General features: G+C 69.7%; 6 protein-coding genes. 2 read left to right on the top strand and 4 right to left on the bottom strand.

Annotated elements, in window-relative coordinates; genetic code table 11:
- From BB334_RS09315 to BB334_RS09300, 4 genes are all read right to left on the bottom strand, one after another.
- Positions 1–840 (bottom strand): phosphoethanolamine transferase (locus BB334_RS09315; protein ID WP_232756700.1); only part of this gene is annotated, 840 nt, incomplete at its 3' end.
- Between the two features lie 244 nt (positions 841–1,084).
- Positions 1,085–2,416, bottom strand: a complete 1,332-nt coding sequence (locus BB334_RS09310) for a sensor histidine kinase (RefSeq protein WP_232756699.1) — start codon at positions 2,414–2,416, stop codon at positions 1,085–1,087.
- Entirely contained in the window at positions 2,379–3,047 is a 669-nt protein-coding gene (locus tag BB334_RS09305; RefSeq protein ID WP_068807552.1) for a response regulator transcription factor, read from the bottom strand. The genes BB334_RS09310 and BB334_RS09305 overlap by 38 nt, the downstream gene beginning before the upstream one ends.
- A 39-nt stretch (positions 3,048–3,086) precedes the next feature.
- Positions 3,087–3,983, bottom strand: coding sequence for a cation diffusion facilitator family transporter (locus BB334_RS09300; protein WP_068807549.1), 897 nt, complete (start codon positions 3,981–3,983; stop codon positions 3,087–3,089).
- Positions 3,984–4,298: 315 nt separating this feature from the next.
- On the opposite strand from BB334_RS09300, the gene BB334_RS09295 reads away from it, so the two are divergent.
- Positions 4,299–5,639, top strand: a complete 1,341-nt coding sequence (locus BB334_RS09295) for a ferredoxin reductase family protein (protein WP_068807546.1) — start codon at positions 4,299–4,301, stop codon at positions 5,637–5,639.
- A gap of 178 nt (positions 5,640–5,817) precedes the next feature.
- A partial coding sequence (locus tag BB334_RS09290; RefSeq protein WP_108722499.1) for a DUF1924 domain-containing protein occupies positions 5,818–6,224 on the top strand: 407 nt, incomplete at its 3' end.

Raw genomic sequence — 6,224 nt, 5'->3', positions numbered from 1 at the left:
CACCGACACCTCGGTGTTGGTGCCGCAACTGCTCACCTCCGGGAAGTTGATGACCGCGCGGCGTGCGAGTTCGGGCGTGGTGTCGTGGGTGGGCGACTGCCCGCCCACGCGGTTCAGCCCCCAGTTGGCCGCGCGCGCGGTTTCGCCGACCACGATCACGAACAGCGCCGGCTTCTTCGCCGTGGCCCAGCTCGCCCCCAGGCGGGCATCGGTGCCGATGGGCTGGCGCGGCAGCGTGGCCGCCTGCGCTTCGCGGCTCAGCACGCGCGCCATCGACCACAGCGGCGCGGCCGGCGTAATCAGGTAACGCAGTTCCTTGTGGTTGCGCATCTGCCCGGAGAAGTCCTTGAACACGCTGCCGAGCGCCGCAGCGGCCACGAGCAATGCGAACATGACGGATACGCTGCGGATCGCCAGCGCGCGCCGCAGCGGACGCCGGCGCAGCCGGGAGCGCTGCAGAACGAAGAGCGGCGGCAGGGCCAGCGCCGCGACGTGCAGGACGAAGCCGGGCGTGAGCAGTTCGCGCGCCTCGGCGACATCGGTGCGCAGCACATTGCGCAACATGCTCGGGTCGAAATACACGCCGAAGTGGCCGGCGTAGTAGCTCGCGACCGCGGCGACGAGGATCAGTCCGCCCAGCAGCGGCTTGGTCATCCACCGGCCGAGCAGCGGTGCGAACAACAGAAAGTTGAGCGCAGTGAGCGCAACACCGAGCGCGAGCAGGTACGCAAGCGCGCCACCTTCGCTGCCGCGGCTCGCGAGCAGGGCGCGCCAGAATGGCGTGTTGCAGGCCAACGTGAAGTAGAGGCCGAGCCCGAGCAGCAGGCCCTCGTGCGACATCTCGGGGCGCCAGCGTCGCGCGACGGCCCAGATGGACGAGAGCGAGAAAGGGCCAAGGCGCGCATCGGCGGCACGTGGCGTCAGGAGGGATGAAACGAGGGAGAGACGCTGTTCGGGCATGATTGCGCGGAGTCGGTAAGGATCCACGCAATCTACGAAGCGGGGTGTGAGGAAAGTGTGATGCGTGCGTGAGGAAAATGTGAGGACGGGGTGTCCGCGCCCAGCAAGACGGGACCGGGCCGCCCTATGCGGATGTCGCTCCGGACCCGAAATCGATCGTCAGGCAGGCGCCGCCGCCCGGGCGGTTAGCGGCACGGACGGACCACCCGCAGGTCGTGCAGATGTGCTGGACCAGGGCCAGGCCGAGGCCGTGCCCCGGCTTGCTCCCACCGCGCCGGAAGCGCTCGAAGCCGCGCATCGGATCCTCCGCGCCGAAGCCGGGGCCGCGGTCGCATATGGCGAGGCATCGCCCCTCCAGCACCACCTCGATCGCACGCCCCTCGCCATGGCACAGCGCGTTCTCCAGCAGGTTCTGCAGCACGAGTTCGAGCAGGCCGGGATCGGCCGCGACTTCGGCCCGGGGGGCGCTGCGGATCGTCAGCGCCTCGGCGCCGGTCCCGGCAGGATGCAGGCGATCCCATGCGCGACGCACCGCCTCGTTCAGGTCGACCGGCTCGACCGCCTGCGGCCGGGCCTCGCGGGCCAGCAGCAGCAGGCTGTTGGCGAGCATCGTCGTGCGGTCGGTGGTGGCGACGATGCGCTCGCCACGCCGGCGGGCCTTGTCGGACAGCGTGGGGTCGGTGAGCAGCATCTCGGCGTCGCTGCGGATGCCGGCCAGGGGGGTGCGCAATTCGTGCGACAGGTTGGCGTTGAAATCCCGTTCGCGCGCGAGCACGGCCGCCTGGCGCGCCTCGGCCCGGTCCAGGGCACGCGCCACGGCCAGGAGCTCGACGTCGAGTCCGTCCTGCGCGAACGGTGCGCCATCGCGCTCGCCCTCTACGCGTTCGGCCAGCCTCTCCAGCCCGCGCGTGAGGCGGGCGGCGATCGCGTAGACGAGGACGAAGGACAAGGCGGTCAGCATCAGCGCGCCAATCACGACCGCGGTGATCACGGCGGACTCGCGCTCGCGGTGCTCCGATTCGTCATAGACGAGCACGTAGCGCTGGCCGTCGGCCTCACGCACCGCGACATGCAGCTCGCGCCCGGCGGACCCGTCCTCGTGATTGCCGATGGGCAGCTCGGCCAGAGCCGGGCTCAGTCCCTGCGGCGGCGCCTCTCCGTGCGCGTAGCGGAAGAGCGCCATGTTCGGTGTCTGCGGACCGACCAGGGTACCGAGCCGGCGGCTGTGCTCGATGCTGTAATGCAGTTGCTCGTCGAGCGTGCCGTCGATGAACTCTTCCTCCATCTCCTCGTTGAGCCTGACCAGTGCGAGTGACTGCGCGACGATGAGCACCAGCAGCATCGCCGTCACCGACAACGCGATGCGGATCCGCAGACCGCCCGGCAGCCAGCGCCGCCCGCCCCGGCGCGCGCCGCCCTCAGCGGCTGACGAGCTTGTAGCCGATTCCATGGACATTCACCACCTCGATGTGAGCGTCGTCGCCGAGGCCCCGACGCAGGGTGTGGAGCACGCTGCGCAGGTTGTCGCTGCTGTCCTGCTCGTGGCCCCATACGGCGATTTCCAGTTCGCGCCGGGAGAACAGGCGCTCGGGCTGCGCGAGCAGCTCGGCGACCAGGCGCAAGGCCTTTGGCGGCAGCGCGAGGAGGCGGTCGTGCAGGCGCAGCTCCTGCGTGGCGGCGTTGAACCTGAGCGCGCCGTACTGCAGCAGCGGGCCGGCCGGCCTGTTGGCGCTGCGCCGCGCCAGGGCCAGCAGGCGGACCTCGAGTTCCTGCAGCGCAAAGGGCTTTACCAGGTAGTCGTCGCCGCCGGCTTCGAAGCCGAGCAGCTTGTCTTCCAGCGTGTCGCGCGCGGTGAGCACCAGGATGGGCGTCGCCCGGCCCTCGGTGCGCAGCCGACGTGCGAGCGCGAGGCCGTCGCCGTCGGGCAGGTTGCGGTCGAGGACGAGGGCGTCGAACGCGGTGCGCGCGAGCAGGGCCGAGGCCGACGCGATCGAGTCGGCGTAGTCGCACTGATGGCCGCGCGCCTCCAGATACTCGTAGAGGTTCTCGGCGATGGTGCGGTCGTCTTCGACGATGAGCAGGTGCATCGTGGCTCGATGGATCTCGTTCGCTGCCGTGGGTGAAGCTCAGGATGGGTGCGCTTGCGTGCCTGGCGAGATGGTCGGCGGTATCGGCTCGAGGCGGGTCGCGAGGCGGGTGCCGGTGCGCTCCAGCACGATGCGTTCGAGCGCGTCGGCCACGGCGTGGGCTTCGGCCACGGTCCAGTCGCCGGGAACGCAGAGCTCGACGTGGGCGAAGTGCATCGCACCCGCGGCACGTGTGGTGAGCTTGCCGTGGAAGCAGCCCGGCGGCGAGGCCTCCCCGAGGGTGCGCTCGATCGCGGCGACTTCGACGCCGGACAGCGCGCGGTCCATCAGGCCGTCGATCGAACGCCGCATCAGCTCCCAGCCCTCGCGCAGGATGTTGAGCGCGACCGCGCCGGCGACGACGGGGTCGAGCCAGCCCCAGCCGGTGACGACGGCCAGGCCGACGCCGCAGACGACGCCGGCGGTGGTCCACACGTCGGCCATCAGATGGCGCGCATCGGCCTCGAGCGCCACCGAGCGGTGCGCGCGGCCGACCTGCAGCAGCACGCGCGCGACCAGGAAGTTGATCAGGCTCGCGCCGACGGACAGCAGCGTGCCGACACCGAGATCGCCGATCGGCTGTGGATTGAGCAGCCGCTCGCCCGCGGTGATCAGGATGATCAGCGCGGCGATGAAGATCAGCCCGCCCTCGAAGGCGGCGGAGAAGTATTCGGCCTTGCCGTGGCCGTACTGATGAGCCTCGTCGGCGGGCCTTTGCGCGTAGGACACCATCCACAGCGCAAAGCCGGCGCCGGCCACATTGACCACCGATTCGAGCGCGTCGGACAGATAGCCGATCGAGCCGGTGAGCCACCAGGCTCCGGTCTTCATCACGATGGTGCTCAGCGCTGCGGCGAGCGAGAGCAGCAGCGCCTGGCGCGGGGTGAGGGATTTCATCGGTTCAAGAGTCGGTCGGCCTGTTCGTGGAACATCCAAGGGACTTCAGCAGCACATCGTAGAGATGACGATCATCCCCGAGGCTGCGCATCGAGCGCACTACGTGGCGGAGTCGGCGCAAAGCATGGCGCCGCCATCCTGAATCGGCGCTGAACCGCCGACCTGCACTGGCGCCGCGGCCCGATCGAGCGCTTGTTTGCCCTATGACAAGTCGGACCGGCGATGTTTCGAGGATACTCCACCAGTAACGGTCCGATGACGTGCCTGCCCGGGCGATCTCGGCGGGCGCGGGACTTGAATCGAGCGGAGTGGACGATGAAGCGCATACAGTTCGCGTACGCAGGACTCCTGCTGCTGCTCAGCCTGCTGTGGTGGCTGGCCGACCCGCTGCTGCCGGACGGCTACGAGTACTTCGCCCTGCGCACGGTGGCGATCAACTACACCGGGGTGATCGGCATCGGCGTGATGAGCGTGGGCATGATGCTGGCGCTGCGCCCCGTGCGGATCGAGCCCCTGCTCGACGGACTGGACAAGACCTATCGACTGCACAAGTGGCTGGGGATCACCGGCCTGGTGTTCTCGGTGATTCACTGGCTGTGGGCGCAGGGCACCAAGTGGGCAGTGGGCTGGGGCTGGCTGGTCAGGCCGGAACGCGGGCCGAGGCCGACGCTCACCGACCCCGTGGAGATCTTCTTCCGCGAGCAGCGCGGCCTGGCGGAGTCGGTCGGCGAGTGGGCCTTCTATGCCGCGGTGGCGCTGATCGTGATCGCGCTGGTCAAGCGTTTTCCCTACCGGCTCTTCTTCAAGACCCACCGCCTGCTGGCCCTGGCCTACCTGGCGCTGGTCTTCCACTCGGTGCTGCTGACGCCCTTTGGCTACTGGTCGCAGCCGATCGGCATCGTGCTCGCGCTGCTGATGGCCGGGGGCAGCGTCGCCGGCGTGATATCGCTGTCCGGCCGCGTCGGCCGGCGGCGCAAGGCGGTGGGCGAGATCGAGGAGCTGGTGAGCTTCCCCGCCAACCGCGTGCTCAAGGTGGCGATCCGCTTCAGGGACCGCTGGCCCGGGCACGAAACAGGCCAGTTCGCCTTCGTGACCTTCTCGACCGACGAAGGCGCGCACCCGTTCACCATCTCGTCCGGCTGGGCCGGCGACGGACGGCTGTTCTTCCTCATCAAGGGCATCGGCGACTACACCGCCCGCCTGCCCGAATTGTTGCGCGTCGGCGACCTCGTCACCGTCGAAGGGCCGTATGGCCGCTTCGATTTCGCGAACGTCGGCGCCAGCGGCAAGCGCCGGCAGATCTGGGTCGGCGGCGGCATCGGCATCACGCCCTTCGTCGCCCGCATGAAGGCGCTCGCCGTGAAGCCCGACGGCCGTGCGGTCGATCTCTTCTACAGCACCGCCGAACCCGACGAAGAGTTCATCGCCCGGCTGCAGCGCGATGCGCAGGCGGCGGGCGTGAAGCTGCATGTGCTGGTCAGCGCGCGCGACGGCCGCCTCGACGTGGCACGCATCTGCGACACGGTGCCGGGCTGGGCCGAGGCGGACGTCTGGTTCTGCGGCCCCGGCGGTTTCGGCCAGGCCCTGCGCGAAGGCTTCGTCGCCAGGGGCTTGCCGGCGGCCGACTTCCATCAGGAGCTGTTCGACATGCGCTGAGCAGCGCGCAGGCGGCATGGGCGCGCGCGCCGCCGTTCCCGCTCGGCATCGCTGAACGCTCTGCTCGCGTTCAGGTTCGTTTCAGTCGCGCACTTGCACACTGGGCACCAGGTTCCGGACGAATGGCATTCGAAATGCCCGTCCGGTCCAGTCTTCCGCCCGGATCAAGGAACGAACCATGAACAGCAAATTCCGCACGCTCGCGCTGCTGTGCTGCCTCGGCGCAAGCGCGGGGGTGCTCGCCGCCCCGCCTGCCGACCCAACCGCCCCCCTCCTCGACCGCTACGCCGCGCAGGCGCGCGCCGCCGACCCCGCCTTCGCGGGCTTTTCCGCCGCACGCGGCGAGACCCTGCACCGCACCCGCTACGGCCTCGGCAAGCCCGATACGCCCGCCTGCACCTCGTGCCACGGGGATGACCCCCGCGCGGCCGGCAAGACGCGCACCGGCAAGGCCATCGAGCCGATGGCGGTGTCGGTGGTGGGCACGCGCTACGGTGACCCCGCCAAGGTCGAAAAATGGTTCAAGCGCAACTGCAACGAGGTCCTCGGCCGCGAGTGCAGCGCGCGCGAGAAGGGCGACTGGCT

Origin of the sequence: Thauera phenolivorans (assembly GCF_001696715.1) — a bacterium.
Taxonomy (GTDB): domain Bacteria; phylum Pseudomonadota; class Gammaproteobacteria; order Burkholderiales; family Rhodocyclaceae; genus Thauera; species Thauera phenolivorans.
The sequence above is the reverse complement of the archived record's forward strand: the minus strand, read 5'-3'. Positions and strand labels throughout refer to the sequence as shown.